General features: G+C 35.9%; 29 protein-coding genes. 12 read left to right on the forward strand and 17 right to left on the reverse strand.

Annotated elements, in window-relative coordinates; genetic code table 11:
• Positions 1-175: 175 nt before the first annotated feature.
• The 8 genes from ACTNDN_RS21130 to ACTNDN_RS21165 all read right to left on the reverse strand — a co-directional run bounded on the left by ACTNDN_RS21130 (position 176) and on the right by ACTNDN_RS21165 (position 8,979).
• Positions 176-1,168 carry a D-2-hydroxyacid dehydrogenase gene (locus ACTNDN_RS21130; protein ID WP_031538519.1) on the reverse strand — a complete coding sequence of 331 codons (993 nt, stop codon included), beginning with the start codon at positions 1,166-1,168 and terminating at the stop codon, positions 176-178.
• Positions 1,169-1,170: 2 nt separating this feature from the next.
• The gene (locus ACTNDN_RS21135; protein WP_031538517.1) at positions 1,171-2,391 is read right to left on the reverse strand and encodes an aminotransferase-like domain-containing protein; all 1,221 of its coding nucleotides are present in this window, start codon (positions 2,389-2,391) and stop codon (positions 1,171-1,173) included.
• A 112-nt stretch (positions 2,392-2,503) separates the two neighbouring features.
• Complete coding sequence (gene dat, locus ACTNDN_RS21140) at positions 2,504-3,355, reverse strand: D-amino-acid transaminase (protein WP_031538515.1); 852 nt, start codon at positions 3,353-3,355, stop codon at positions 2,504-2,506.
• Positions 3,356-3,386: 31 nt separating this feature from the next.
• Positions 3,387-4,382, reverse strand: coding sequence for an ABC transporter ATP-binding protein (locus ACTNDN_RS21145; protein WP_031538513.1), 996 nt, complete (start codon positions 4,380-4,382; stop codon positions 3,387-3,389).
• On the reverse strand, positions 4,382-5,365 hold the full coding sequence (locus ACTNDN_RS21150; protein WP_031538511.1) for an ABC transporter ATP-binding protein: 984 nt from the start codon (positions 5,363-5,365) through the stop codon (positions 4,382-4,384). Before ACTNDN_RS21150 ends, ACTNDN_RS21145 begins: the two co-directional genes overlap by 1 nt.
• Before the next feature lie 31 nt (positions 5,366-5,396).
• Positions 5,397-6,278 carry an ABC transporter permease gene (locus tag ACTNDN_RS21155; RefSeq protein ID WP_048719059.1) on the reverse strand — a complete coding sequence of 294 codons (882 nt, stop codon included), beginning with the start codon at positions 6,276-6,278 and terminating at the stop codon, positions 5,397-5,399.
• Between the two features lie 19 nt (positions 6,279-6,297).
• Positions 6,298-7,236, reverse strand: a complete 939-nt coding sequence (locus ACTNDN_RS21160; protein ID WP_031538507.1) for an ABC transporter permease — start codon at positions 7,234-7,236, stop codon at positions 6,298-6,300.
• A 96-nt stretch (positions 7,237-7,332) separates the two neighbouring features.
• Positions 7,333-8,979 (reverse strand): ABC transporter substrate-binding protein, encoded by a 1,647-nt coding sequence (locus ACTNDN_RS21165; RefSeq protein ID WP_031538505.1) that lies wholly within the window; start codon positions 8,977-8,979, stop codon positions 7,333-7,335.
• A 589-nt stretch (positions 8,980-9,568) separates the two neighbouring features.
• On the opposite strand from ACTNDN_RS21165, the gene ACTNDN_RS21170 reads away from it, so the two are divergent.
• Entirely contained in the window at positions 9,569-10,600 is a 1,032-nt protein-coding gene (locus tag ACTNDN_RS21170) for an NADH:flavin oxidoreductase/NADH oxidase (RefSeq protein WP_031538503.1), read from the forward strand.
• 106 nt (positions 10,601-10,706) lie between these two features.
• On the opposite strand, the gene ACTNDN_RS21175 is transcribed toward ACTNDN_RS21170, so the two are convergent.
• A complete protein-coding gene (locus tag ACTNDN_RS21175; protein ID WP_441132117.1) occupies positions 10,707-11,291 on the reverse strand; it encodes a TetR/AcrR family transcriptional regulator in 585 nt (194 codons plus the stop codon).
• A 378-nt stretch (positions 11,292-11,669) separates the two neighbouring features.
• Here ACTNDN_RS21175 and ACTNDN_RS21180 point away from each other — a divergent pair, with 378 nt between their 5' ends.
• A complete protein-coding gene (locus ACTNDN_RS21180) occupies positions 11,670-12,404 on the forward strand; it encodes a glucose 1-dehydrogenase (protein ID WP_441132118.1) in 735 nt (244 codons plus the stop codon).
• A 52-nt stretch (positions 12,405-12,456) separates the two neighbouring features.
• On the opposite strand, the gene ACTNDN_RS21185 is transcribed toward ACTNDN_RS21180, so the two are convergent.
• Positions 12,457-12,684, reverse strand: a complete 228-nt coding sequence (locus ACTNDN_RS21185; RefSeq protein WP_441132119.1) for a hypothetical protein — start codon at positions 12,682-12,684, stop codon at positions 12,457-12,459.
• A 120-nt stretch (positions 12,685-12,804) separates the two neighbouring features.
• The gene (locus ACTNDN_RS21190; protein WP_441132121.1) at positions 12,805-12,936 is read right to left on the reverse strand and encodes a hypothetical protein; all 132 of its coding nucleotides are present in this window, start codon (positions 12,934-12,936) and stop codon (positions 12,805-12,807) included.
• Between the two features lie 138 nt (positions 12,937-13,074).
• On the opposite strand from ACTNDN_RS21190, the gene ACTNDN_RS21195 reads away from it, so the two are divergent.
• Positions 13,075-13,260 (forward strand): type Z 30S ribosomal protein S14, encoded by a 186-nt coding sequence (locus tag ACTNDN_RS21195; protein WP_047944445.1) that lies wholly within the window; start codon positions 13,075-13,077, stop codon positions 13,258-13,260.
• Positions 13,261-13,354: 94 nt separating this feature from the next.
• Here ACTNDN_RS21195 and ACTNDN_RS21200 read toward each other — a convergent pair whose 3' ends face one another.
• A complete protein-coding gene (locus ACTNDN_RS21200) occupies positions 13,355-13,756 on the reverse strand; it encodes a hypothetical protein (RefSeq protein WP_441132123.1) in 402 nt (133 codons plus the stop codon).
• Between the two features lie 280 nt (positions 13,757-14,036).
• Here ACTNDN_RS21200 and ACTNDN_RS21205 point away from each other — a divergent pair, with 280 nt between their 5' ends.
• Genes ACTNDN_RS21205 through ACTNDN_RS21235 form a run of 7 tightly spaced genes read left to right on the forward strand, consistent with a single transcriptional unit; the run spans position 14,037 to position 19,111 of the window.
• On the forward strand, positions 14,037-14,786 hold the full coding sequence (locus ACTNDN_RS21205) for a GntR family transcriptional regulator (RefSeq protein ID WP_441132124.1): 750 nt from the start codon (positions 14,037-14,039) through the stop codon (positions 14,784-14,786).
• A 13-nt stretch (positions 14,787-14,799) separates the two neighbouring features.
• Positions 14,800-15,234: a PTS sugar transporter subunit IIA gene (locus tag ACTNDN_RS21210; protein WP_441132125.1), complete on the forward strand. Its 435-nt coding sequence runs from the start codon at positions 14,800-14,802 to the stop codon at positions 15,232-15,234.
• A 13-nt stretch (positions 15,235-15,247) separates the two neighbouring features.
• A complete protein-coding gene (locus ACTNDN_RS21215; protein ID WP_441132127.1) occupies positions 15,248-15,538 on the forward strand; it encodes a PTS sugar transporter subunit IIB in 291 nt (96 codons plus the stop codon).
• A complete protein-coding gene (locus tag ACTNDN_RS21220; protein ID WP_441132128.1) occupies positions 15,535-16,803 on the forward strand; it encodes a PTS ascorbate transporter subunit IIC in 1,269 nt (422 codons plus the stop codon). The genes ACTNDN_RS21215 and ACTNDN_RS21220 overlap by 4 nt, the downstream gene beginning before the upstream one ends.
• A 15-nt stretch (positions 16,804-16,818) precedes the next feature.
• Complete coding sequence (locus tag ACTNDN_RS21225; protein WP_441132130.1) at positions 16,819-17,736, forward strand: phosphotriesterase family protein; 918 nt, start codon at positions 16,819-16,821, stop codon at positions 17,734-17,736.
• Positions 17,737-17,748: 12 nt separating this feature from the next.
• Entirely contained in the window at positions 17,749-18,366 is a 618-nt protein-coding gene (locus ACTNDN_RS21230) for a bifunctional 4-hydroxy-2-oxoglutarate aldolase/2-dehydro-3-deoxy-phosphogluconate aldolase (RefSeq protein WP_441132132.1), read from the forward strand.
• Between the two features lies 1 nt (position 18,367).
• Positions 18,368-19,111, forward strand: coding sequence for a creatininase family protein (locus tag ACTNDN_RS21235; RefSeq protein WP_441132134.1), 744 nt, complete (start codon positions 18,368-18,370; stop codon positions 19,109-19,111).
• A 561-nt stretch (positions 19,112-19,672) separates the two neighbouring features.
• Here the strand turns inward: ACTNDN_RS21235 and ACTNDN_RS21240 are convergent.
• The 5 genes from ACTNDN_RS21240 to rfbA form a co-directional block, all read right to left on the reverse strand.
• Positions 19,673-20,674, reverse strand: coding sequence for an LLM class flavin-dependent oxidoreductase (locus ACTNDN_RS21240; RefSeq protein WP_441132136.1), 1,002 nt, complete (start codon positions 20,672-20,674; stop codon positions 19,673-19,675).
• A gap of 240 nt (positions 20,675-20,914) precedes the next feature.
• The gene (gene rfbB / locus ACTNDN_RS21245) at positions 20,915-21,934 is read right to left on the reverse strand and encodes a dTDP-glucose 4,6-dehydratase (protein ID WP_441132138.1); all 1,020 of its coding nucleotides are present in this window, start codon (positions 21,932-21,934) and stop codon (positions 20,915-20,917) included.
• A 1-nt stretch (position 21,935) separates the two neighbouring features.
• On the reverse strand, positions 21,936-22,790 hold the full coding sequence (rfbD, locus tag ACTNDN_RS21250; RefSeq protein ID WP_441132139.1) for a dTDP-4-dehydrorhamnose reductase: 855 nt from the start codon (positions 22,788-22,790) through the stop codon (positions 21,936-21,938).
• Entirely contained in the window at positions 22,787-23,353 is a 567-nt protein-coding gene (gene rfbC / locus ACTNDN_RS21255) for a dTDP-4-dehydrorhamnose 3,5-epimerase (RefSeq protein ID WP_441132141.1), read from the reverse strand. The genes rfbD and rfbC overlap by 4 nt, the downstream gene beginning before the upstream one ends.
• A 21-nt stretch (positions 23,354-23,374) precedes the next feature.
• A complete protein-coding gene (gene rfbA / locus ACTNDN_RS21260) occupies positions 23,375-24,253 on the reverse strand; it encodes a glucose-1-phosphate thymidylyltransferase RfbA (protein WP_441132143.1) in 879 nt (292 codons plus the stop codon).
• Positions 24,254-24,765: 512 nt separating this feature from the next.
• On the opposite strand from rfbA, the gene ACTNDN_RS21265 reads away from it, so the two are divergent.
• Both ACTNDN_RS21265 and ACTNDN_RS21270 read left to right on the forward strand, forming a co-directional pair.
• Positions 24,766-26,286: a glycosyltransferase gene (locus ACTNDN_RS21265; protein ID WP_441132144.1), complete on the forward strand. Its 1,521-nt coding sequence runs from the start codon at positions 24,766-24,768 to the stop codon at positions 26,284-26,286.
• 22 nt (positions 26,287-26,308) lie between these two features.
• Positions 26,309-26,509, forward strand: coding sequence for a hypothetical protein (locus tag ACTNDN_RS21270; protein WP_441132145.1), 201 nt, complete (start codon positions 26,309-26,311; stop codon positions 26,507-26,509).
• Positions 26,510-26,628: the final 119 nt, after the last annotated feature.

Genomic DNA, 26,628 nt, shown 5'->3' on the forward strand with positions numbered 1-26,628 from the left:
TACCGCGCTTGCGTTTGGTTGGCGGTCTAACGACCACCAACCAAACCAGAGGGTAAATTATTTTCTACCCACAAACATTTTACTCATACAATCTATCTCATTTTCTAAGTGAAAAAACATTAATGTTAAGAAAGCTATTTCCCCTCTATGATAATAGCTTTCAATCATCTGATTCCTAATATCCCAGCTGTTTATTGACTACATTTAATAATGGTTTTCCTTCTGAATAGAGTTGTAAATTCTGCAAAAACATCATAAATACTCTTTCTGCATGTCTAGCAGACTTGTATGCTATATGAGGAGTAATAATGACATTATCGAGCATCCAAAATGGGTGTTCCTTAGGTAGTGGCTCTTTATCAAAGACGTCTAAGGCTACTCCTCCTATTTCTCCCTCCTTAAGAACATCTAATAAATCTTTTTCCACAATAGTATTTCCTCTTCCTATATTTATCAAATAGCCATTTTTCTTCATCTTTTTCAATCGTGACTTATCCATAAAATGAATGGTTTCTTCTGTAGCCGGCAATGCAAGCACGATAAAATCAGAGCATTCGATTACTTTATTTACTTCGGAAAGATCGACAACAGAATCTGCTGGACAATCTTCTCTTCTTTTCCCATTAGAATTCCGACGACAGCCAATTACTTTCATCCCTAAACTTTTACACCTTTTAGCGATCTGGTATCCTATTTCTCCATATCCAATGATTCCAACAGTTGATGTATCTAAATCAATGACAGATATATCGGTCCATAATTGCCTTGCCTGATTTTTGTACTGTTTAGGAAGTCCCCTTGCAAAGGATGTAATCAAAGCGATAGTATGCTCTGCAATTGGAATAGAAGTAACTCCTTTTGAATTCGTGATTACGATATCACTATTTTTAATTTGTTCGTTTAACATCGCATCTATTCCTACACTAACGGAATGAATCCATTTAATATTAGGTGCATACTTTAAAATTTCTAAATCGTCCTTCAGTCCCACCGTAAATAACACATCACAATCCTCTAAATCCTTTGTTGGAATTGGTTGTTCTCCTTTAAAATCCCAAGGTTCAATTATTACCTGGGAAATTTCTTTGTATTTCGACAAGAACTCTTCTGGAACATTTCGTCTAAAATAAACTTTGGGCTGCTTTTTCTCTACTATTACTTTTTCCATTTTTACACCTCGTTTAATACTTCGATGCTTTTTTTGTATCGGTAATACGACTCTGCAATTCGCTGAACCCCTTTTTTAATCTCCTCTTCATTTGTAAAGGTAAAGCTTAATCTGATGTGATTTGTTTCTGCACCATCTATATAAAAGTATTTACTTTCAATAAAACTAACCCCTCTTGCAAGTGCATCACCTGCAAATTCACTTGTATTTACTTTTTCGGGAAAGCTTAACCAAAGGAAGAATCCTCCCTCTGGCTCTGTATATGTCACTTCTTTGCCAAAGCATTCCTTCACAGCACTAATCATTGCATCTTTTCTAGTACAATATAATTCATTTATTCTTTTCATATGGTAGTCAAATTTAACATCTGACAAGAAATGGGAGATAATTTCTTGGACAAAGACACTTGTGGATCCATCGGATTTTAACATTTTCATTCGCAAGATTATTTGTTCATCATCAGCTAAAGCCCAGCCCATTCTAATTCCTGGTGCAATTGTTTTGGAAAAAGTACTTAAATAGATAACCCTTTTCGGTCCAAAGGTATAAATGGAGGGTAGTTTCTTTCCTGAAAAACTAAGCTCTACATAAGCATCATCCTCAAGCACATAAAAATTATATTCATAGGCAAGTTCAGCAAGCTTCTTTCTTCTATCTATCGATAAACAAACTCCAGTAGGATTATGATAGTTTGGCATCACATAAATAAACTTGGGTATAGGCACATTATTCTTAACTGCTTCCTTCAATTTATTTTCGAGCTCGTCTGTCAATAATCCATTATGATCCACTGGTATAGAGGAAATCTTTAATTCAGCTAGAGAGAATTGTCTTATTGCCCCAAAAAAAGTCGGTGCCTCTACCCAAACATGATCACCAGGATCTGTTAAGGTTCTCGTGGCTAAGTCGATAGCTTGCATAGAACCAGCCGTAACAAGAATATTTTGTGTTTCTACTGAAATAGATACATATTTTGATCTTTGTTGGATCCAGTTTACAACAAAGTCAGGACCGGATCCTCCCGAATATTGCAAAGCCCTTGGACCATCTAATTGTAATGCTGACACAGCTGATTGAGACAATAGTGGAACATCAAATGATTCTTGCGCAGGATGACCAAAGGCAAATGGAATCAAATCGGAATGCTTTTTCGTATTAGCTGCAGATAATAAAGGCAATTCTGGAAACCTCTTTGATAATGGATAATCTTTTACTAACTCCATATATTTCCTCCTATATTTTTCTGTTTTCATGCATTTAGTCAGGCTGGCTCCTTATCTTTAAATAACTCTATGAAAAAACACCAAGCATAAGCATATTAAAATTACATCAAATTTACCGTTTGCTTGGTACAACAGAGTCAATTAATCGCTGAAACTCGATCGAAAGGTTGCGGCTATATACTCCTATATCTCCATTCCCAACCTTTCTACCATCTATTTCAATAACTGGACCAACCTCTTGACCTGTATTGGTTATAAATACTTCATCCATTCCATATAACGCTTCTAATTTCATCGGTGATTCTTCTAACTCTAATGAAACCTTTTCTAATAAACGAATCACAACTTGTCTTGTTATTCCGTTTAAAATCAAATGATTGGCTGGATGTGTAAAACAAACACCATCCTTTATGCCGAAAATATTACTGCTGCTACATTCAGTCACCATTCCATCTCTAACAAAAACAGCTTCTTGAGCGCCTGCTTCCACCGCTTTTTGTTTTGCAAGTACATTTCCTAGTAAATTAAGGCTTTTAATATCCACACGTTGCCAACGAATATCCTCTGTAGTGATTACTCGAATTCCTGCTAGCTCTTCTTTTCTTTCTTCTTTCCCTTCTTTTGTATAAGCTACTAATACAGAAGAAACACCTTCAGGAAAATGATGAATACGTGAGGCTACCCCTCTTGTAACTTGAATATAGACATAACCATCTCTTAAATCCTCAATAGCTATTAATCGCTGAACCTGCTCCGTTAACTCTTCTTTATTCATCGAAATAGTAATCCTTAGCTCCCGAGCACTCCGAAAAAGCCTTTGCAAATGAGCTTCCCACTCAAATAGGACTCCTTCAAATACCTTTACCATTTCATAGATTCCATCACCGAATTGATAGCCTCGATCTTCAATATCAACGGAAAAAGAACTTCTTGGAATGATTCCTTCATTAACTAGAATATACAATCTGTTCACCTCGTATTATTTTAATAGTATTTCATGAATGTAAATGGCAAGCTACTTGATGATTAGTTCCTAAATCCTTTACTGTCGGTTCTACTTGCATACATTTTTCCATTTTAAATGGGCACCTTGTATGAAAACGACAACCGCTTGGCGGATTAAGGGGGGTCGGCAATTCCCCTTCTAATACAATCCGTTCCATTCTATTTTTCTCATCAATAACTGGTCTTGCAGATAACAAAGCTTGCGTATAGGGATGAGCTGGCCGTGAAAATAGATCCTCCGTATTAGCAATCTCCACTATTTTTCCTAAATACATCACCCCTACTCGATCGGAGACATGTTTTACTACACTAAGATCATGAGAGATAAATAGATACGTAAGGGAAAATTGCTTTTGTAACTCTTTAAAGAGATTAATAACTTGTGCTTGAACAGAAACATCTAATGCAGATACAGGCTCATCACAAATAATAAACTTAGGATTTAGCGCTAATGCCTTTGCAATCCCAATTCTTTGTCTTTGTCCTCCTGAAAATTCATGGGGATATCTTTTTTTCATTTGAGGGGACAAACCAACTTTTTCTATTAAATATTCCACTTTCTTGCGTCTTTCTTCTCGACTACCAACTTTATGAATAGATAAAGGCTCCGCAATGATTTCTTCTACCGTCATTCTTGGATGTAAGGATGCAAAGGGGTCTTGAAAGACTATTTGCATATCCTTTTTAATATTTTTTAATTCTTGCTTTGAATAGGTAACAATATCCTTTCCTTCAAAATAAACATTTCCTGCCGTTGGTTCAATTAGCCGCAATAAAGATCGACCGGTTGTACTCTTCCCACATCCTGATTCTCCAACTAATGCTAATGTCTCTCCTTTATAAACTTTAAAATTGACATCATCCACTGCCTTAACGACCTTTTGATTTTTTCTTGTTAATTTTTGAAGAATATCTCTTTTTACTGGGAAATACTTTTTAAGCGATTTTATTTCCAATAACACTTCTTTCTCGGCAACATGCTCCATTATGATGCAACCCCTTCTGCAATTTCCTTGTATCTCCAACAACTGACTTTGCGATTACCTTCTATCTCAGTTAGTGGCGGTTGCTGCATCTGACATTTTTGGCCAGCAAATGGACAACGGTCTTGAAAAATACATCCTTGTATCTCCTCATCCGCCATGGGAACTCGACCAGGAATGGAATATAATTCGTCTATTTTCTCTTCAATGGAAGTAACAGACTGTAATAATCCTTGTGTATAGGGATGATATGCCTTTTCAAACAACTGGTCTTTACTTGCTTCCTCCATCACTCGACCAGCATACATTACAATAACTTTTTGACAGTTATTAGCGACAACTCCCAAATCATGTGTAATTAAAATCATCGCCATATCTAGTTTTTTTGTTAAATCAGCAAGTAAATCTAAGATTTGTGCTTGTATCGTTACATCTAAAGCCGTTGTTGGTTCATCTGCAATTAATAGACGCGGCTGACAAGAAATAGCCATCGCAATCATTACTCTTTGCCGCATTCCTCCAGAAAGCTCATGTGGATATGACTTCATCCGTAGCTCAGGGGAAGGGATTCCTACTAAATTCAACATTTCAATCGCCTTTTCTATTCTTTCCTTTTTACTTAATCGATCATGTGCAGCTAATTGTTCCATTATTTGCGTTCCAATTGTTAATAAAGGATTAAGTGCTGTCATCGGTTCTTGAAAAATCATTGATATTTCTTTTCCGCGAATACTTTTCCATTCAGTGTTTGTAGATGTTAGCAAATCTTTTCCTTCCCAAACTATTTTCCCATCCGTAGCTAGAAGACCTTTGTTTTTTAGAAGTCCCATTATTGCTAAGGAAGTCATACTTTTTCCACAGCCTGACTCCCCAACTATGCCAAGCGTCTCTCCTTTTTCTAAAGAAAAGTCTACTTGTTTTAAAACATGAACTATATCACCGTTCTTGTTATATCCTACTTTCAAATCTTGAACATCTAGTATCATCCCCAATTGCAGTACCCTCCTTTATCTTTTATCATGAATTTTTCATTCTTGGATCAAAATAGTCTCTAAATGTATCTCCTACTAAATTTATTCCTAATATGACAATAAACATCACTGCACCAGGAATAAATAAATACCAAGGAGCATTAAACATATAATCCTTTCCTTGATTGACCATTGATCCCCAGCTAGGATCAGGTGGCTGTACACCTAAACCAAGAAAACTTAACGATGATTCTGCGAGAATGGTAGATGCCATACCTAATGTAGCAATAACAGCAATATGTCCATAACAATTAGGTAAAATATAACGAAATAAAATGCGAAAGATACTTGCGCCAAGAGCGTGACCACCTTCCACAAACTCCTGTTCCTTTAAGGATAGAGTTTGTGACCGAACCAATCGGCATATTTCTGGCCAGCTTACAATCCCTAACGCAAGGATTAAGTTAAATATCCCTGGTCCTAATGCCGCCATAATCGCAATGGCAAATAACAGTCCAGGAAAGCTAAACATAATATTGGTAATTGCCATGATTACCTTATCTGTTTTTCCTGAAAAATAGCCAGACAGCAAGCCTAATAAAGTACCAATAGATATAGATAAAAGCTGAACCACGATTGCAATAATTAGAGATTTCTGCCCTCCATATAAAACCCTTGTAAAAAGATCTCTTCCTAAATGGTCTGTTCCAAACCAATGAGTCGCAGAAGGCTTTTGTAATGTCTGTGTTAAATCATTGGTATTTGGATTATACGAAGAAATAAAGGGTACCAATAATGTGCCTAATACAATAACAAGCATTAATCCAATTCCAATATAAGAAAAAGAAAATTTCATCCTTCTTTTCTTTTTCTTCTTAATAAGTATGCCTCTATCAGCACTTATTGTGGGAGAATTTACGGTCTCCATTTATATTCCTCCATCCTTTTTAAGACTCTACTTTGATTCTCGGATCGATTAATCTACATCCTATATCAGTGAGTAAGTTCACTAATAAAAAAACAGTAGCAACAAAAACAACACAGCCTTGCACAATTGGTAAATCTCGCTGCAATATCGCATCGATCATCAATCGGCCTACACCTGGCAATCCGAAAATTGTTTCTGTAATAACTGCTCCAGATAATAACAATCCCATTTGAACCCCAATTATCGTTAAAATAGGTGGCATTGCATTTTTTAATGCATGTAAAATAATAATTCTACCTGAGGAAATTCCCTTTGAAATAGCTGTTGTCATATAATCCATGCGTAAAATATCAATCATTGCTGATCTAGTAATTCTTGAAATTACACCACTTACAGCAAGAGCTAGGGTTAGGGATGGTAATAGTAAATACCTTATATCCCCCGCCACATAGCCTGTTGCCGGAAGCAGCCTAATTTTTACTGCAAACAGATACATGAGAATTAATCCTAGAAAAAAGGATGGCAAGGAAACGCCAGATACGGAAAAGGAACTTACTAAAGAATCAATCCAAGTACCTCTTTTTAAAGCTCCAATGGTTCCAACAGTAATTCCGATTACGATAGCAATGATTAATCCAAGAACGGTGATTTGCAAGGTTACTGGGATTCTTTCCATAAGCAGCTCCGTTACAGAACTTCTAGATTGATAGGAAGTGCCAAAATCACCTTGAACTACCCCTTGAAGAAAATGTAAATATTGGAGAGGCAGGGGATCATTAAGCCCCCACTGTTCTCTTATTTGCTTTATCACATTCTCATCCAACGCACCACTTCTCGCATCCATTAATTGAGCTACTGGGTCACCTGGAATAATATTCATCAAAATAAATACAATTAAGGTAATTGCAATCCATATTGGAATAGCTTCCAAAAGCCGTCTTATCGTGTAATTTAGCATTGTCCACCTCTCATTATTTATTTTGGCTGTTTTCTTAAAGTTTGTTGCTATTACTCAAAAGCTTTTTTATTTAAAAATCATTAATTAGCTAGAATACTATTTTAGACTTTCATCAATCCAAACCTTTGTTAAGTCTTGATAGTCAATATCTGTCGGCATTTCCTGCAGACCCTTCACCCAAGGCTGATGAACAATTACTGCCTTGTTATAGTTAAAGAACCACCAAGGTGCATCATTTACAATAATTTCTTCTGCTTCCTGAGCTAATGCAATCATTTCCGATTCATCTGTTGTTTGTGACGCCTTATCTAGCAATTCATCTACCTTATCATTGGTATAATGACTTGTATTACCGGATGCACCAGCGTTTTTACTATGGAAATAACGAGATAAAAACTCTACAGGATGCGTCATCCCTCCATTTGAAGACATCGCCGTCTCAAAATCTCCATTGTTTAATCGGTCTGTCATTGCAGCAAAATCGACTTGCTCTGTCTTAACCGTAATTCCGACCTCTTCTAAATATCCACTCAATGCCTCTACTGCTGGCAAGCCGAATGCAGGGTGAGAGGTCGTAAGAATGTTTAGTGTAAATCCATCACCATATCCTGCTTCTTCTAATAAAGCCTTTGCTTTTTCTGGATCATATTGATAAGTAGTTACTTTTTCGTTATAGCCTTGAATGGACGAAGGGAGTACTCCAACCGCTGGGTAAGCCTTCCCTTGGATTACAGTTTGGATAATTGTATCTCGATCAATTGCGTAGTTTATCGCTTGTCTAACACGAACATCTTGCCATGGACCATCTTTTTCAAGATTAAACTTCAAATTCCTTGTAAATAATTCTGGTACTTCTACTATCAAATCACCATAAGTGGGATCATTTTTATATCTTGCATACTGAGCATCTCCCAGTACCATCATATCCAATTGTCTTGAAGCGAATGAATTATCTCTCGCTGTTTGGTCTTCCATAACTTTATAGACAACTTTGTCTAGATAAGGTGCACCTGCGAAGTAGTCTACATTTTTTTCCAAAACAATTTCACTACCTCGAACCCAACTAGAAAATTTAAAAGGACCTGCTCCAACTGGTTCTTCGCCAAATTTATCTCCTTTTTCTTCCACTACCTCTTTAGGAACAGCAGCTGTAAATGGTAAAGATAAGACGGAAAGGAAAGTATTGTCTGGCTTATCTAAACTAATTTCTATATGCGTATCATCTATTACTTTAATACCTGTTACTTCGCTTGCATTCCCACTCATAAACTCCTTTGATCCTTTAATTGCTTGCAAGTTTCCTGCATTGGGAGAAGCATTTTTAGGATTCATTACTCTCTCCATCGAATACTTAAAATCTTCGGCAGTTACCACTCTTCCATTATGAAAGGTAACATCTGAATTAAGGGTAAAAGAATAAGTTAAACCATCTGAACTAATTTCCCATTCCGACGCATTTCCTGCTTTGAATTCTCCAGCTACCGCGTCATAACGAATAAGTGGTTCAAAGATATTCCAAGTTACCATGGATGTCGAAGTACCATGAGACCTGGCCATTGGATCCAAATTTTGTGGATCCCCGTAAATAGCAGCCCTCACTAACGTACCACCAGGGGTTGGCTCATTACTACTTGTCGTATCGTCCTCAGTAGAACTTGTAGGATTACTTTCGTCAGTACATGCACTTAAAAATAAGACCATCAAAATACTAAAAATAAAATACCTAAAGTGATTCCTTTTCATTCTCATTCTCCTTATGTATTAGTTTGTTTTTTACTACATCTTTCTTTTTCTATCTAGTACATTAATGGAATAATCTAGTTGTTTTGTCAGAAAATACCACATTCTTCTTAGTCTGTAGTTATTTTATCGTTAGTTTTGTCATATTCCCTATCAATTTGTCTGAATATTAAAATTATTATATAGCGATACTTTGTTACGGTAAAGTTGAACAATCATATAATTTTCTTTATTTTCAAAATATTCAATCAATAACTTTATTCTTCTATAATGAAAATCTGACATATTTTTCGACATATCCGTCATCAGAATCAGCTAAATTCTTATTGCTTCCACTGATTCCTAAAATTTTCATTTTGAAAAAACCTAGGCACTATATTTTTCGATAATAAATATTTTTAATGATTAATTTTTTACTATTAGCTTTTTCGATTCTTCTTTCTTTTGAAACTCATTCGAATTTGTTACATTTTTTTATACATAATAGTTCTGAAAAATCATATTATCGGGAAGCATAATAGTTGAAATAAGCTCTAGCTGGTGGTACCTTTTTAGACAAACAATATAATTTTCAATGAAAGAAGGCTTGGTTATGAAGGATTTATTTACTCCTTTTTCATATAAAGGACTAGAATTAAAAAACCGTGTTGTAATGCCTCCAATGTGTCAATATTCAGTGGAGAAAAAGGACGGAATCGCAACAGATTGGCACTATGTTCACTATGTAAGTCGTGCAATCGGTGGTGCTGGGTTAATCATTATTGAAATGACAGATGTAGAACCGGACGGTCGCATTACAGATAACGATTTAGGTTTATGGTCTGACGAGCATATTGCTCCACTAAAACGAATTGTTGATGCTTGTCATCAATACGGTGCAAAAGTGGGTATCCAAATTGCTCATGCTGGCAGAAAGGCAGAAGATGCACCACAGCCAGTCTCTGCATCAGCTATTCCATTTGATGATAAATCGAAAACACCAAGAGAATTAACTACTGCAGAAATTGAAGAAATGGTAGAAAAATTCCGCAAAGCGACTGTTCGTGCGATTAAAGCTGGTTTTGATACAATCGAGTTGCATGGGGCTCATGGGTACTTAATTCATCAGTTCCAGTCTGCATACACTAACAAGCGTGAAGATGAATATGGCCAAGATTTAACGAAGTTTGGTGTGGAAATCATTAAAGCAGTTAAAGAAGAAATGCCAGCTGATATGCCGTTAATCATGCGAGTTTCTGGAAAAGAGTACGTTGAAGGCGGATATGATATTGAAGAAAGTGTTGCATTTTCTAAAAAATATGAAGAAGCTGGCGTAGATATTTTCCATGTTAGTGCAGGTGGAGAAGGTCCAATTGCTGCAGCGGGACGACCTGGCACACACGTTGCCTATCAGGTTCCTTTAGCTCGTGCCTTTAAACAAGAGTTAAGTGTACCAGTTATCGCTGTTGGAAGATTGGACTCAGCAGAATTAGCAAACTCTGTCATTGGCAATGAAGATGCTGATCTTGTTGCAGTGGGAAGAGGCATGCTTCGTAATCCATATTGGACAATTGAAGCTGCTGCACAGCTACGCAAAGAAACAGAAATGCCTAAGCAATATGCTGTTGCATTTCCAAAAAGATAATTAATTAGTGTACTCTTGCCAAAAGATAAAGTGCCAAAAAGCGTTCATGCAAGCGGCACTTTTTCCTTTGGCAATCGTTTACCGAACCGACACCGTCATCCCCCTATTATTGTTCGTCTTTTACCATGACTTCCCCTAAGGTTGTTGAATAGATATAGGCCAATCTTTTCGCCATTTCCTCTGGTGTACTTTGAAAATCTGTTTTTATCCAATAAATAAATAATCCTAAAAGCGCATATGTTTCATACAAATTTAATGCCTCTATATCAAACGATATTTCTTCTTTTAAAACTAAGTCTCTACGACTGATATTCGCAATGGTTTCACAAAAAATATTTTGAGAACCAGGGATAACTTCGCCCATTAGCATTAATGAGAAAACAAAGGAATTATCATAGATAAATTTAAATATGGCAATATTACGAGATGGATCCGATAGCGAGAAAGTCTTTTTACCAGCAAAACTCTGTTTATAATTCATGGTCAATTGCTCTAAATAATCTCGAAAAATATCTTCCAATAACTGTGTACTACTTTCATAATGAGAATAAAATGTTACTCTATTACAGTTTGCTGATTTTGCTATTTCCGTAATGGATATATCCTTAAAATCCTTTTCCTTTACTAATTCAAGCATAGCCCTCTTCAAATTATTGCGTGTTCTCACAATTCTCCGATCAGCTTTTGTCACTATTTATTACCACCCTACAATTTTTTTAAATTATACCATACCAATTTCGGAGTATCTCTTTTAATTATAGTTAAAACTATTAATAGCGTATTATCTTTGACAATACTATAAATTTCTGTTAATTTACATATGTAGTTTAAATGTTTTGCTATGTTACCATCGTTTTTCTTTGCTGCTGATTTTTTAATAGATTGTTGTTTTCCTTAGAAAAATAGATATCCAAAATGATTGGGAGACTAAATAAACGAAGTATCCTGTGGTATTAGCGGAAATAAAGTACTACCTCCACAGAAGCAAGTTTATTCAGACTCCGTTAAACAACAATCCATACAGAAACAGCCTTCTTAAACCAAATTTATCACTTTAGGAGGAATTATTATGTCTCGATTGGAAGGAAAAATTGCTATTATCACTGGGGCAGCTCAAGGAATGGGAGCTTCTCACGCCCGTCGCTTTATTAAGGAGGGGGCAAAAGTTATTTTGACCGACCTAAATGAAGAAAAAGGACAAGCATTAGCTATGGAATTAGGTGAAAACGCTTTATTCATTAAACAGGACGTTACAAAAGCAGAGGAGTGGGAATCAGTAATTGCAGTAGCAGAAGAAAAATTTGGTTCTGTGAATGTTTTAGTAAATAATGCTGGAATTACAGCTGCTAAATCAATCTTGCAAATGACAGAGAGTGATTATCGTCGAATTGTCGATATTAACCAAGTATCTGTTTTTCTCGGTATAAAAGCCGTAATCCCTTCTATGCAACAGGCTGGTGGTGGGTCGATTATTAATATTTCTTCTATCAACGGAATAGTCGGTGGAGCAGTAGGATATACAGATACCAAGTTTGCTGTTCGAGGAATTACAAAAGCTGCTGCAGTAGAATGCACTCATTATGGGATTCGCGTAAATTCCGTACATCCTGGAGTTATTGCGACACCAATGGTTATTCAAGAAGATACGAAAGCTGCTGTAGAAGAATTTTCGAAGCATATACCATTAAAGAGAGTTGCGCAACCAGAAGAAGTAACCAATATAGTCCTATACCTAGCATCTGATGAATCTAGTTACTCAACAGGTTCAGAGTTTATTGTTGATGGTGGCTTGACAGCAATATAAGTAATTTAATATAAGGGACGGGACTAGGTAACAGGAGAACCGTCCCTCTGCATTACATGCCTGTCTTATACTTTTTTTCACTCGAAGATGTATTTTTTGTATCATGTTTCGCCTTTTCTTCTTGAAGTTCTTCTTTTAAATCTTCCATAGGAATTGGATCAACTGTTTGTTCTATTTCAAATTTATCAAATAAGCTTTCATTCTCAGTGGGATATTGCTCTGGATTATCCATATTCATCTGTTTCTTATTCGAAGTGGTCTTTCCTTTGTCTTCAGCCATTCACGATCACCTCCATACTATTATTTATACCCGATTTTAAGCAAAGTACTCGAGGGGACGATTTTTCTGTTTCCTTTACTAAGTCACAAAAATAAGAAAACAGGAAGGTTCATCCCCCTGCTAGTGGTTCACTAGATTTAAAGCAGTTTCTACTGTATTTATATCCATTTGTGCTTGTTTTTCTGGATGGTAATAGCCTTTATTAATCATATAAGTTGAAATTTGCTCATGAAGTGTATTGGCTTCCTCCAATTGCTGTTTTAATTTCTATTGTTCTTTATTAGATATAATTTTATCCTTCTCAATGCAACATTTAGTAATACCATTAATCCCCTATTTCGTTAAAATTACTATTAAGTTATAATAATTATTATAAAAGGAGGCTAAATAATGGCTAAACAAGCACTTATCAATAAACAAAAACGTACTGCTAAATATAAAGTACAAGAATATACACGATGCGAACAATGCGGAAGACCTCATTCTGTATACCGCAAATTTAAACTATGCCGCATTTGCTTAAGAGAATTAGCCTACAAAGGCCAAATTCCTGGACTAAAAAAAGCAAGCTGGTAATAAGCATGGGAAACAGAGGACGGTTCTTCTACTTCCCTTTCGTGGTACTCTCTAAAAAAGATACGGTAGAACCGTCCCTTCACTTCCCTCCTCTTTACTTTTCCTTTCTTACTGCCCATCCAAAAATAATTTCTATTATCCCAAAGATAAGATAAACTGGCTGCATCCAACTTATCAAGCCCATCCAATATACTTGTGCAGAAATCCAAATTATCATGGTAATCCCTAAAACAATCGTTACTATTCCGGATAACTCATGCCTTTTGAAAGATAAAATAGCGCCAAAGAAACTACCAATTCCATTAATTAAAAATAATATAATTCCTGGAAACCAAAAACTGTGAAATGGAGAATCCTCTAACAGCTCAACCGACATTCCTAACGCACTACCATTAGGCTGGGAAACTAATCCTATGCCAGCAGCCACAGCTCCAATTCCTATAAACACTAATAATGAGCCAATCCAATTATAAAATCCATTTCTTTTATTCCTCATCTTTCCACATCTCTTTCTATCTCAAATTGATGTTTATCCATTCGAAGAAAAAAGCCTCTTTCCTTTATTCTACTAAGGACAGGACAAAATAAATTTGTACTTTGTGTGAAATAGGAAGACGTAGAATTGTTCCCAAGATTCCAAAAAACTAGGTAAGATAATCTGACAACTTCATTGCAAATTTTCTGAATAATATTATTATTAAGTGCATACCATTGATTATAATCAATTACAAAAATATTAAATAATGATTATAACGAATTACCAAAGGAGAATGATGATGGTTTCTATTAATCGTGAATCGAATCTTCCACTTTATAAGCAGGTGAAAAAGCTTATATATGAGGATATCAGAAAGCATATGGAGGAAGGTGATGTTTTACCTGTTGAGTCTAAATTAGAGAAAATTTATCATGTCAGCAGAATTACTATTAGAAAGGCAATTGATGAATTAGCTTCAGAAGGCATCGTTGAAAAAGTTCAAGGAAAAGGTACTTTTGTTCGTTCAAGAAAGATTATACAAGAAGCAAGCAGCATCACTAGCTGGACAGAAGAAATGAAACAAAAGGGCAAAAAAACGGAAACAACACAACTTAATATCTTTGAGGTCTTCCCTTCGAAGAAACTTGCTAAGAAATTACAATTAACATCCGGAGAAAAAATTATTGGTATTGAAAGATTAAGAGTAGTAGACGGAGAACCTATTGCAATTATGTATAACTACTTACGTGAAAAGTTCATACCTGGATTTTTAGAAAATGGATTAACAAAAGAATCATTATATGAAGAATTAGAAGAAAACTACAACATCCTATTAGAAGAAGCAAACGAGCAAATCAGAGCAAGAATTGCTGTCGATGCCGAAGCATCTAAATTACAAATACCTCCTGATTCTGCTGTATTGCATATTACAAGAACGTCTTTTCTACCTGATGGAACCCCATTTGAAATGGTTGAACTAGTCAGCAGGTCAGATAAGTATGAATACCATATCAAAGTAACTGGTAGAAATAAAAATAAAGTGTATTAAGGAGGGATACGTTATGACCTTACTTTCTAAAGAATCGATAGCTCTCAATATAGAGGTTAATAGCCCAGAAGAAGCCATTTCAGTAAGTGGTGACTTATTAATGAAGGCCGGAGTGATAAGAAAAGAATATATTGATGCAATGGTTGATGGTTTTAAAAAAGTTGGACCCTATATTGTTGTAGCTCCAGGCATCGCTATTCCTCATGCACGACCAGAATATGGTGCGTTAGAATCTGGATTTTCCATAGTCAGACTTAAAACTCCCATTAAATTTGGACATAAAATGAATGACCCTGTTCAACTTGTTTGTGCAATGGCTAGTAATGATAATAACGGGCATATTGAAATGCTGCGAATGCTTTCTAGTATTCTCGGTGATTCAAGCAAATTAGCAAAAATATTGACAGCTAAGGATATTTCAGAAGTATATCACAACATTTCAAATTAGGGAGGAAAAAACTATGTATATTGTCAGTGTATGTGGAATGGGATTCGGAACAAGTTTAATGTTACTTATGGATATTCAATCAATCGCAAAGGATTTTGGCTATGAAGTAGATGGAGAAGCAACAGATTTAGGTAGTGCAAAAGGAAAAAAATGCGATTTCATGGTAGCCTCTAGTGAAATTGCCGCTGAACTAAGTGATCAAGACGTGCCAATTATTTCTATTAATAATTTACTAGATAAACAGGAATTAAAGCAGAAAGTACTTCCATTAATAGAATCGATTGCTAAGGAGGAAAGTAAATGATCGATTTTTTGGTTTCTATATTAAGTAACCCAGCCATTATTCTTGGAATCATTGCCGCAGTAGGTTTAATCGCATTAAGGAAGAGCACTTCAGATATTATTAAAGGTACTCTTAAAACACTATTTGGCTTTCTTATTCTACAGCAGGGTTCAAATATTATAGTAAATTCGCTTGTTCCCTTTAGCACGATGTTTACAGAAGCATTCGGATTAACAGGAATAGTTGCTGAAGATAACTCTCTTGTTGCAGCTGTTCAGACTGTGCTTGGAAAAGAAACAGCATTAATTCTAATATTTTCTTTCCTAATAAATATCGTCATTGCTCGATTTACTAAGTATAAATATATTTTTCTTACCGGTCACATGATGTTTTCTTTTGCTGGGACAATGGCTATTGTTTTCAATCAGATGGGCGTATCAAGCTTTTGGACGATCGTAATAGGTTCAGTCATCCAAGGGATATCTATGGTTATTTTCCCAGCCATCTCTCAACCTTTTGTTCGAAAAATAACTGGAAATGATAACGTTGCTTTCGGGTTTTGGGGAAGCTCCTGGATTTCTTTATCAGGATGGATTGGTGGGAAACTTGGCAATAAGGAAAAATCCTCTGAAAGTATGAAAGTACCAAAATCAATAGATTTTCTTAAAGATATGAGCATATTGATGGGACTAATCATGATTATTGTTTATGTAGTTACTGCTATATTTGTAGATCCAAAAGTCATGGCAGAAATTTCTGGTGGAGAAAACCCATTTCAATTCGCTATTTTTCAAGCTTTAGGCTTTGTGGTCGGAATACTAATCTTACTTCAAGGTGTTAGGATGTTTTTAGGAGAAATTGTCCCCGCTTTTAAAGGAATTGGGGAAAAAATTGTTCCAGGAGCTAAACCTGCATTAGATGTTCCTATTTTCTTTTCTTTTGCTCCAATTGCAGTAACTCTTGGCTTTCTATCTGCATTAGTCGGTGGATTAATTGTAACCTTTATATCTAGTTTATTGCCGGTGGTAGTTTTGCCATCTGTAATCGGCCTTTTCTTTATGGGCGGAGCTGCTGGTGTTTTTGGTAATGCCACTGGAGGAAGACGTGGAGCAATTATTAGCGGATTCGTTCTCGGTTTTTCGTGGTCCTTATTAGTTGCCTTAGCTTATCCATTAGTTGATGTTACTCAATATGGAGTTCAAGGACTCTGGTTTGCTTCCCCTGATGCTATTTTGGTAGTGATTATTATTCGATTAATCGGAATGTTATTCGGAATTCATATTTAAGATAGGAGAGAATTATTGATGAAAAAAATTAGAACCGTTTTAGGAGATATTTTGGCTGAAGAATTAGGATTTACATATAGTCACGAACATCTATGGACAAATCCCCCTGCTAATCAAAAAGATCGAGACTTAGAATTAACCGATTATGAAGCAAGCGTTAGTGAACTATGGCGTTTTAAACACGCTGGAGGAAATGCATTAGTTGATGCCACGACATTAGACTATGGTAGAAATGCTAGCCAATTAAAGCGAATGTCCCTTGAAACAAATGTTCATGTCATTGCAACTACTGGTTTTAATAAATATATTTATTTTCCACAATGGGTCAATTCCTTAACAATAAAAGAAATCACCCAAAAATTAGTGAGAGATGTTACGCAAGGAATGGATGGCACAGAGGCGAAAGCAGGTTTTCTTAAAGCAGGTTCTTGGAATCAACTCATTCATCCATTAGAAGAAAAAGTGACACGTGCTGTCGCAAGAGCACAGCTAGAAACTGGTGCCCCTATTTGGTTACACACAGAGGCTGGAACAATGGGATTAGAATTGCTGGATATCTTGGCTGAAGAAGGCGTTGATTTATCCAAAGTTGCTGTAGGACATAGTGATAGAAACGCCGATCCATATTATCATCTTAAACTGGCAGAACGAGGAGCGTTCGTTCAATTCGATGGTACTAGTAAAATAAAGTATTACCCCGACTCAACAAGAGTCATGTTAATCAAGAATATGTTGGAACACGATTTCGGAAAACAACTGCTAATATCTGGGGACATGGGAAGAAAAGCTTATCTACATGCCTACGGAGGAGGTCCTGGATTCGAGTATATCCTAAAAAAATTCATCCCCCGATTATTAGAAGAAGGGATAAAGAAGGAAGAAATAGATACTATCTTTATTCAAAATCCAGCTAATTGGCTTGCACAATTCTAGGAGGGAAAACACTTGGAAAAGGGAAGTATAATGGCGATATTAAGAGACATTGATTATACTGCGGCGGCAGATATAGTCGAGACGTTGATGCTAAATGGTATTAATTCTTTAGAAGTTTCTCTTAGCAATGAAGAAAAGGGATTACAAACACTCATTAAGCTCCACGAAGAATATGGGCGTCACATTAGAATCGGAGCTGGTACGGTTACATCAAAAAAACAAATTAATCTATTATCCGATTTAAAAATACCATTTATTATAACTCCTGGTTGGGATAAAGAACTAGTACAATATGCTTTAGATAATAAATCACAGGTAATTCCAGGGGTATATTCTCCTGGAGAAATTATGCAAGCACTCTCATTAGGGATAGAGGAAATAAAGCTTTTTCCCATTGAAGATTTTCCTGTAACTTATATTAAGAACCTATTCGGTCCCTTTCCACACATGAACATAGTAGGGGTTGGAGGAATTTCCACAGAGAATATTCAATCTTATTTTGATGCAGGTGTCCATGCCTTTGCAATCGGAAGTGACCTAGTTCCAAGAGGTGCGACTAATTCAAAAGAAAGCTTAAACAATATTTCATTACAAGCAAAAAAATATTCACAAATATTAAAGGTGGTATAAAATGACTTCTAAACAATTAGCTTATATGACTAGAGACGAAGTCACAAAGGCAATCCAAGAATTCCCAGTAGCTATCCTTCCATTAGGAGCTACGGAACAGCATGGACACCATCTCCCTTTAGGAGTTGACTCCCTATTAGCCGATCACTTATCAAATAAACTATCAGAAAAGACAAATGCACTGGTTTTACCAACTCTTCCTTTTGGCTATTCATGGGTATGGAGAGATATTCCAGGGACAGTATCTATCGAACAACACATTCTGGAAGATATTATTAAAAATGTTGCACATAGCGTTTCTAGATATGGAGTTAAACTATTAGTCTTAGTAAGCGGACATGATTCAAACAAATCGAGTATGAAATATGCAACCCGCGAGTTGATGGATGAATTAGATATGCCCGTTATCTATTTGTTCTATCCAAACTTAGAAAAAATACTAGATGAACATTGCGATTCTCCCACTTGGCATGGCATGATTCACGCATGTGAATTTGAAACCTCTTTAATGTTAGCAACTAATGAACATTTAGTACAAATGGATAAAGCCGTTAGAGAATATCCTGAAAAGTCTCCCCTCTATGGTAAATCTACTTTATCATTAGGTAGTATAAGTAAAAGTGGAGTATATGGAGATGCCACTTTGGCTACTAGAGACAAGGGGAGAAAGATGCTCGAAGCATTTATAGAAGAAATGACAGATATAATAAACCTTGCTTTTCGAGAATTAGTAGAGGGCAAATAAAAAGATAAAGAGCCAAGAAGATTTTATTCGTAACCTTCTTAGTTCTTTATCTTTTTTTAATCTGGGTTTTATAGATTGGTAATTTATAATTCAAATTGAGAATATATAAATTCAGATTTCCTACTTACCATCTAATCATTTTTCCGTCATTAATGACAGGATACCCATTTGTTGGGAGATTTAGCAACGATTCTACTTGAGATGACTATTTTTTCTTATCATTTCTATTATTCAAATGATAATGAGTGAAACATAGACAGTTCATCACTTTCACGTCTTCTTTCTTCTCCATTCTAGAATTTACTATAGAAAAATAAGTTTAACTTACTTCAAAACGTCTATATAAAAGAAAAAAAGGAGGCGTTACTTGTTATGGTTAAAAGTGAGGATTTAAAAAACAAAACGGTGGATCGTGATTTTAAAATAACAGAAGAGCAGAAAGAGAAGCAGCAGGAAAAGAAAAAAGAGGAAAAAGAAGATAAATAATATAAAAGGGTACTGACTCTAACAGATAAGTCAGTACCCTTTCCATTATATGAAACAATCTAGATATGTTTAAACTTACTTTCCCTCTACTACTTCTCTCAATATTTCATAAGAGCGTTTCTGTTTTTCCTCGTCAAAAATATAAGAAACGGCCATAATTTCATCCACATTAAATCGTTCTTGGAATGCTGTAAGCTGTTTGCGAACAGAATCTTTACTTCCTAAAAGAGTCACACTGGACATCGATTTTGCCATTTCTTCCTCCTGTGAGTTCCAAAGACCATCTAAACTTTCCACTGGTGGCTGAAGGGGCATTTGCGTACCACGCACTACATTAAGGAAAAATTGATGAGTAGATGTCTGTAAAACCGCAGCTTCTTCATCGGTTTCAGCAGCAATTAAATTCAAGCAAACCATCATATATGGTTTGTCCAAATATTTTGAAGGCTTGAAGCGCTCACGATAAATCTTAATAGCATCTGCCATATATCTTGGTGCAAAGTGAGATGCAAAAACATAAGGTAATCCCAAGCTCGCCGCTAAATAAGCCGAATCAGTGGAGGAACCAAGAATATAAATTGGTACATTCGTTCCAACGCCTGGATGTGCTTTTACATATCCTTGTTCTTCTTCAGGTCCAAAGTACGTAAGAAGTGCATTAACATCCTCTGGGAATGTATAAACAGAATCCTTTTGCGATCTTCTTAATGCACTTGCAGTTAGCATATCGGTTCCAGGAGCTCTGCCAAGTCCTAAATCAACACGATTTGGATAAATCGTTGCCATTGTTCCAAATTGTTCTGCAACAACTAATGGAGAATGGTTAGGTAGCATCACTCCCCCAGATCCTACAATAATGCTATTAGTATGTTCAAGTGTATGCTTAATTAAAATGGCCGTCGCCGAACTGACAAGTGTAGAAGTGTTGTGATGCTCAGCTATCCAATATCGTTTATAACCCATTTTCTCGGTTGCTTGAGCTAAATCTACCATGGATTCAATTGCTTCTTTAGACGTTTGTCCCTCGCGAATTGGAGCAAGGTTTAGTACAGATAAAGGTATATTTAAATTTGCCATTCTGCAAGATCCTTTCTTGTTTGATTCATCTTTATCATACCAATTGATATCATGGAAACAAACTTATCTGCTTGAAGAAAGGCAGAAGAGAGTTCAGCATCACATTTTTCTATGAAAAGCTACGTACACCAGGTGAGCCTTTACATATAGGATGCTCTCTCTTCTATTCTTCTAATACAACTCCGTTCAATATAACAACAAGAAAAAGGAAGCAAAAGAATTGCTCCCTTCTGCTTCCCTTTACAACATATACTGCTTCTCAAAATAATGCTGATATTCCCCGCTAATAATTTGCTCCCACCATTCTTTGTTGTCCAAATACCATTGGATGGTTTGGGCTATTCCAGATTCGAAGGTATAGGTCGGTTTCCAGCCTAATGCTTCAAGTTTAGTTGGATCAATTGCGTAACGCTTGTCATGACCTAAGCGATCGGTTACGAATTCGATTAAGTCTTCTGACTTGCCTAGGGTGCTAATGATGGTCTTTACAACTTCTAGGTTTGTGCGCTCGTTATGCCCACCCACATTGTACACATCGCCATCTACCCCTTCATGAAGCACTAAATCAATCGCTGCACAGTGATCCAGTACGTGCAACCAGTCACGAATGTTCTTTCCGTCTCCATAAACAGGAATCTTTTGATCATTTAGAACGCGTGAGATCGTTAAGGGAATTAACTTTTCTGGGAAATGATAGGGTCCATAGTTATTCGAACAACGTGTAATATTGATTGGCAAGCCAAATGTTTCATGGTATGCACGAACAAGCATATCAGAAGATGCTTTACTTGCACTATATGGACTATTTGGCTGTAATGGCGTATCTTCTGTGAAGAAAGTTGTTGGATCAAAATCTAATTCTCCATACACTTCGTCTGTCGATACATGAACAAATTTCGTTACACCGATTGCCTTTGATGCATCTAATAATACTTGCGTACCGAGCACATTTGTCACAACAAAGATTTCCGGATCTGTAATCGAACGATCCACATGGCTCTCTGCTGCAAAATGGGTCACATAATCAAACTGTTCTTTTTCAAAAAGAGCTGTTATTGCGTCTCGATCGGCAATATCAGCCTTTACGAAATGATAGTTATCCTTCTTTTCGATTTCCTTATGCTTCGTTAAATCACCTGCATAGGTTAATAAATCTACATTATAAATATCGTAATCTGGATATTTGTTCACCATATATTGCACAAAGTTTCCGCCGATAAAGCCTGCGCCACCTGTTACTAACACTTTCTTTCTTGCCACCTTAGTTCACCTCTTCTTGTAATTCAGCGATATATCGCGTTAATGCATCCTGCCATGCAGGAAGACGGGGAAAGCCATTCTTCTCTAGCTTATCTTTTGACATGCGGGAATTCTTTGGTCGAACAGCTTTAGTCGGATATTGTTCCGTTGTAATACTATTTACTTTCACCTTTTTTCCTGCCACTTGAAAAATCTCTTTCGCAAAGTCAGCCCATGTAGTAAATCCTTCGTTCGATGCATGATAAACTCCGTACTTCTCTGTTTTTACCATATCTAACAAAAGCTTCGCTAAATCAAAGGTGTACGTAGGCGAGCCATATTGATCCCCTACTACATTTAATTCGTCTCTTGTTTCAGCCAGACGAAGCATTGTTTTAATAAAGTTATTGCCATTTATGCCAAATACCCAAGAAATACGAACAATAAAGTACTTGTCCAATAGGGACTGAACAGCTTTTTCCCCTTCATACTTTGTTAATCCATAGTAACCAACAGGATTCGCTGCATCTTCTTCCGTAAAGGGCTCTGTGCCTGTGCCTTCAAACACATAGTCTGTACTAATATAAATGAATTTAGCATCCACACTCTTAGCCGCAGCTGCCAAGTACTTTGTTCCATTCACATTGACATCCAAACAAGTTTCTTTATCGTCCTCTGCGTTATCCACCGCCGTATAAGCAGCACAATGAATAATCGCATCTGGCTCCACGTTATGTACATAGCTTTTCACTTGTTCTTCTTGCGTAATATCCAGTTCCTTGTGACCAACACCAATTATTTCAAATCCGCGCTTTTTTCCTTCTAAAACAACATCATAGCCTAATTGCCCAGAATACCCTGTCACTAAAATCTTCATTTAGTCTCACCAAATATAAAATTATGTTCAGCCTCTTCCAGCAATGGAGCTTTTTCATCTTTCTCGGAAAGAACAGGTGTTATGTCTAATGGCCATTCAATGCCAATAGCAGGATCATTCCAAAGGATGCCTCGATCACAATCAGGAGCATATAGATTGTCCACTTTATACTGCACTTCCACATCGTCCGTAATCGTCATAAATCCATGAGCGAACCCTTGTGGGATTAATAGCTGCTTTTTATTTTCGGCAGTAAGTTCGATTCCAAACCATTTGCCGAAAGTTGGACTACTTTTGCGAATATCTACTGCCACATCATAAATAGCCCCTTTTGTACAACGGACTAATTTTGTTTGTGCCTTCGGGTTTAATTGATAATGCAAGCCTCGAAGTGTTCCCTTCGTTGCCGAAAAGGATTGATTATCCTGTACAAATGAAATATCGATGCCTGCTTTATGGAAGCTCTCTTCATTGTATGTTTCCATAAACCAACCACGATGGTCTCCGAATACTTTTGGTTCGACTACTTTTAGCCCTTCGATAAATGTTTCTGTTATTTGCATGGTAAAGCACCTCAAATCTAGCTAATATTTAATATCGCCTTTTGCCACTTTTAATAAATATTGTCCATACCCTGTTTTGGAGTAGAGATTTCCTTGTTCGATCAGGGAATCATTCGTAATCCAGCCATTAATATAGCCAATTTCTTCTGGTGCAGCAATTTTAATCCCTTGGTGATCTTCAATGGTCCGAACAAAATTGGATGCCTCTAATAAACTTTGATGCGTTCCAGTATCCAACCATGTGAAGCCTCTGCCTAATAGCTCTACTTCTAATTCTTCTAATTTCAAGTACGCTTCATTAATGGAAGTAATCTCTAACTCCCCACGATGAGAAGCCTCCACATTTTTCGCAATCTCCACAACACGATTATCATAAAAATATAAGCCTGTTATCGCGTAATTAGACTTAGGAGCTTCCGGTTTTTCTTCCACGCTCAAGACTTTTCCATCTGCATTAAATTCCACTACTCCAAAACGCTCTGGATCCTGTACATGGTAGCCAAATACCGTTGCCCCTCTCTCCTTTTGAGCAGCACGTTGCAGAAGTTTTCTCATTCCACTACCATAATAGATATTGTCCCCTAAGATCATCGCAACAGAATCATCCCCGATGAACTCTTCGCCAATAATAAAAGCCTGCACTAATCCCTCTGGTTTTGGTTGCACTTTATATTGTAAGGTAATCCCAAATTGAGAACCATCGCCAAGTAGTGCTTCAAATCGAGGTGTATCCTCTGGGGTAGAAATAATTAAAATGTCTTTGATTCCCGCTAACATTAAAGTAGAAAGTGGATAATAAATCATTGGCTTATCATTAATAGGTAATAACTGTTTACTTGTCACTAAAGTAAGTGGATAGAGCCTTGTTCCACTACCGCCAGCTAGTATAATTCCTTTCATTTAAGAAATTCTCCTTTTCTTTTAAGCATGCAATTTATTTTACCCTAAATATATGACAACTTATATAAATGTAATCAAAATATAATGTTTAACTTGTAAATATAGATAAAAGTTGAAATACTACATATAAAAAAGTAGCAATAATGATAGAAAAAGTCAAAAATCTTACTAGATTTTCAACTTTTTTCTAAGCAAAATAGTATCGTTTGCTTAAATGTTTTATATTGGGACAAACTTACGAGATTGAAGCTTTAAAATTCATGAATAAAACAAAGATTGGGAACAAATAAGACTCCTTCTGGAAACGAAGTTTGTCTTTCTATTACAATTGATAGTAATGGTAGAAATTGCAAAGAAATAGTATTATACTATTTCTTGATTTATATATTAACAAAAAGCAAAAATAAAAAGTTCCTAAAACATTGTAAAATAGATGAAACCTACTACTAGTTAAAAGTATGGTATGATATTTCTTATTGACTAAGGAAACAAGGTATGTGGAGGGTTAAAAATTGAAGGTAACAATAGCAATTCCAATCTATAATGCTGCTAGACATTTAAATGTTACATTGGATTCATTAATGAACCAAACAATGGACTCCAGCGATTTTGAAATTATTTGTGTAAATGATCGCTCAACAGATAAAAGTATAGAGGTTATCAATGAATATAAAAAGAAAATGAGTAATTTAATCTTGATTGACCGGGAGGAAAACTCAGGTGGCCCAATGATTCCTCGAAATGATGCGATTGAAGCAGCAAGAGGAGAGTATATTTTATTTTTAGATAATGATGATTTTCTTGGTGAAGAAACATTAGAAAGGTTTTATCGTGCTGCAACAGAACATAAATCAGATGTCATTTATGGAAAATATGTAGGCGTAAATGGTCGTGGAGTGCCTAAATCTATGTTTAAGAAAGGCAATAGATTTCATGCAGATATTATAGAAGATAATTTAGTGTATAGTCTAGCTCCACATAAGATGTTCAACTTACAGTTTGTTAAGGAGAATGGCTTCCGATTCCATCCAAAAGCTGTAGTAGGAGAAGATCAATTATTTGTAATGCAATGCTATATTAATGCAAAAGTAATAACGGTATTATCAGACTATGATTACTATTATGTAGTAGCTAGAGGAAATGAAAATTTAAGCTTAAAATACTTTCCTGCAAATGAATTCTTCTTTTCCTTTAATAGAATTATGGAATTCCTTGAGAACAGTAGCTTGAACGCTCTTTATAAAAGAGAGCTAAAAATCGCCTTTTTAAATCGCTTTTTACATGCAAGTAGATTAAAGGGGCATTTACTTTCTGGATTGCTAAATAAAGAACAAAAGATAGATTGGTTAAATGAAACTAAATTATTTATTGATAACCATGTGGAAGATGATATTATTTCATCTATGCATTCGAGATTCCAATATTTATTAAGGGTAGCGAAGGAAAATAATGTAGATAAATTATTAGCTCTTCATGAACAAATTAACAAAGTAACTGCAAATGATGTGACTAAAATAGAAAATGGTTTTATCTATGCAAGATTACGTAAAATCAGCAAAGAAGTTGCATTTAATGAAGAACATGTAGTAAACCAATTTAACACCTCTGATGTGTATATTAATGACATGGAATTTGATGATAAGACATTTACAATTAATGGCCAAATGACACAAAGCCTATTAATTAATCAAGACGTAAAATATGAACTTCGCATGGTTCACAGGGCTACAGGATTAGAAGTACATCATAAGAATCAATCTCCAGAAGTGCAAAATATGTTTACTTTTTTGGTGAATTATCAAGAAATACTTTTTGATGAAGGGCTTGTGGGTACATGGGATCTTTTTGTAGAAGCATCCATTAATGGTTATGTGAAAAGAAGAAGACTTGGCTCATCAAGGGCGGAGTATCTAAAAGAACATGATATCATTACCTCTTTACAATCATTCGGAAAGGTATACTCTATTCAACCGTTTTATACAAATCCTCGTAACAATATTTCTTTAGAGGTAGTACTCGAGGAAACAAAATAGTAATGAGAAAGGGAGTATATAGATGAAAAAAGTAAAAACATTAGAAAATGTGACAACATATGCTCGTCCTTCTGTTAATGCCATAAAGGTAAACCACTATGAAAAAGCAGGGGTAGAGTTAACAGTTTGGCCAAGCATTAAAGGTTGGTTTGAATTACGTCCAGTAGATTTTGATGGTATAATGAATACAGAATTCATTCAAAAAAAAGATATAACTAAATAAAGATAACAAAAAATACCACATTTTGTTTTGAGGCCACTGACAAACTGAGGTCATTTCTAAATAATCAGCTGGCCGCATAAAAAAAAGACGACCCTCATTAAATTTTTTGAATGTAGAGT

The organism is Niallia sp. HCP3S3_B10 (assembly GCF_052064465.1).
GTDB classification, from domain to species: domain Bacteria; phylum Bacillota; class Bacilli; order Bacillales; family Cytobacillaceae; genus Niallia; species Niallia hominis.

What these genes read in the sequence shown, in the direction of transcription:
- ACTNDN_RS21130 (WP_031538519.1), bottom strand. Translation starts at nt 1,168, where the DNA reads ATGGAAAAAGTAATAGTAGAGAAAAAGCAGCCCAAAGTTTATTTTAGA.
- ACTNDN_RS21135 (WP_031538517.1), bottom strand. Translation starts at nt 2,391, where the DNA reads ATGGAGTTAGTAAAAGATTATCCATTATCAAAGAGGTTTCCAGAATTG.
- ACTNDN_RS21145 (WP_031538513.1), bottom strand. Translation starts at nt 4,382, where the DNA reads ATGGAGCATGTTGCCGAGAAAGAAGTGTTATTGGAAATAAAATCGCTT.
- ACTNDN_RS21150 (WP_031538511.1), bottom strand. Translation starts at nt 5,365, where the DNA reads ATGATACTAGATGTTCAAGATTTGAAAGTAGGATATAACAAGAACGGT.
- ACTNDN_RS21155 (WP_048719059.1), bottom strand. Translation starts at nt 6,278, where the DNA reads ATGGAGACCGTAAATTCTCCCACAATAAGTGCTGATAGAGGCATACTT.
- ACTNDN_RS21160 (WP_031538507.1), bottom strand. Translation starts at nt 7,236, where the DNA reads ATGCTAAATTACACGATAAGACGGCTTTTGGAAGCTATTCCAATATGG.
- ACTNDN_RS21165 (WP_031538505.1), bottom strand. Translation starts at nt 8,979, where the DNA reads ATGAAAAGGAATCACTTTAGGTATTTTATTTTTAGTATTTTGATGGTC.
- ACTNDN_RS21170 (WP_031538503.1), top strand. Translation starts at nt 9,569, where the DNA reads ATGAAGGATTTATTTACTCCTTTTTCATATAAAGGACTAGAATTAAAA.
- ACTNDN_RS21180 (WP_441132118.1), top strand. Translation starts at nt 11,670, where the DNA reads ATGTCTCGATTGGAAGGAAAAATTGCTATTATCACTGGGGCAGCTCAA.
- ACTNDN_RS21185 (WP_441132119.1), bottom strand. Translation starts at nt 12,684, where the DNA reads ATGGCTGAAGACAAAGGAAAGACCACTTCGAATAAGAAACAGATGAAT.
- ACTNDN_RS21195 (WP_047944445.1), top strand. Translation starts at nt 13,075, where the DNA reads ATGGCTAAACAAGCACTTATCAATAAACAAAAACGTACTGCTAAATAT.
- ACTNDN_RS21200 (WP_441132123.1), bottom strand. Translation starts at nt 13,756, where the DNA reads ATGAGGAATAAAAGAAATGGATTTTATAATTGGATTGGCTCATTATTA.
- ACTNDN_RS21205 (WP_441132124.1), top strand. Translation starts at nt 14,037, where the DNA reads ATGGTTTCTATTAATCGTGAATCGAATCTTCCACTTTATAAGCAGGTG.
- ACTNDN_RS21210 (WP_441132125.1), top strand. Translation starts at nt 14,800, where the DNA reads ATGACCTTACTTTCTAAAGAATCGATAGCTCTCAATATAGAGGTTAAT.
- ACTNDN_RS21215 (WP_441132127.1), top strand. Translation starts at nt 15,248, where the DNA reads ATGTATATTGTCAGTGTATGTGGAATGGGATTCGGAACAAGTTTAATG.
- ACTNDN_RS21220 (WP_441132128.1), top strand. Translation starts at nt 15,535, where the DNA reads ATGATCGATTTTTTGGTTTCTATATTAAGTAACCCAGCCATTATTCTT.
- ACTNDN_RS21235 (WP_441132134.1), top strand. Translation starts at nt 18,368, where the DNA reads ATGACTTCTAAACAATTAGCTTATATGACTAGAGACGAAGTCACAAAG.
- ACTNDN_RS21240 (WP_441132136.1), bottom strand. Translation starts at nt 20,674, where the DNA reads ATGGCAAATTTAAATATACCTTTATCTGTACTAAACCTTGCTCCAATT.
- rfbD (WP_441132139.1), bottom strand. Translation starts at nt 22,790, where the DNA reads ATGAAGATTTTAGTGACAGGGTATTCTGGGCAATTAGGCTATGATGTT.
- rfbC (WP_441132141.1), bottom strand. Translation starts at nt 23,353, where the DNA reads ATGCAAATAACAGAAACATTTATCGAAGGGCTAAAAGTAGTCGAACCA.
- rfbA (WP_441132143.1), bottom strand. Translation starts at nt 24,253, where the DNA reads ATGAAAGGAATTATACTAGCTGGCGGTAGTGGAACAAGGCTCTATCCA.
- ACTNDN_RS21270 (WP_441132145.1), top strand. Translation starts at nt 26,309, where the DNA reads ATGAAAAAAGTAAAAACATTAGAAAATGTGACAACATATGCTCGTCCT.